General features: G+C 71.9%; 1 protein-coding gene. It reads right to left on the bottom strand.

What is annotated here, in order from left to right; genetic code table 11:
* On the bottom strand, positions 1–597 hold a 597-nt coding region (locus KUM32_RS40805; protein ID WP_217146719.1), incomplete at both ends, for a hydantoinase B/oxoprolinase family protein.

Raw genomic sequence — 597 nt, 5'->3', positions numbered from 1 at the left:
CTCCACGCGCACCGGGTAGCGCCATTCGAGCACCTCGGGGTCGGTCAACCGGGAGTTGGTCATGTGGGTCTGGACCGCGTCGGCGCCGTCGAAGCCGTCGCCGGCCCCGGAGCCGCTGGCCAGCGTCTCGTAGTACTGCACCCGGTCGTTGCCGAAGGTGATGTTGTTCATCGTCCCCGAGCCCTCCGCCTGCACGCCGAGGGCCCCGTACAGCGCGCCGGTGACCGCCTGCGAGGTCTCCACGTTGCCGGCGACGGTGGCCGCCGGATACGTGGGGGCCAGCATCGAGCCCTCGGGGATGCGCACGTCGAGCGGGGCCAGGCAGCCGCTGTTGAGCGGGATGTCGTGCGCGACCAGGGTGCGGAAGACGTAGAGCACCGCGGCCATCACCACCGAGCTTGGCGCGTTGGCGTTGCCCGGCTGCTGGGCGGAGGTGCCGGCGAAGTCCACGACGGCGCCGCGCGTGCGGTGGTCGACGCGCAACGCGACCTGGATGACGGCGCCGCTGTCGGTCTCGTAGCGGTACGAACCGTCGCGCAGGCCGGCGATGATGGCGCGCACCGACTCCTCGGCGTTGGCCCGCACGTGGCCCATGTA

This window comes from Streptomyces sp. AC627_RSS907 (assembly GCF_019049165.1).
Note: the sequence above shows the minus strand (reverse complement) of the source record. Positions and strands in the feature narration are given on the sequence as shown.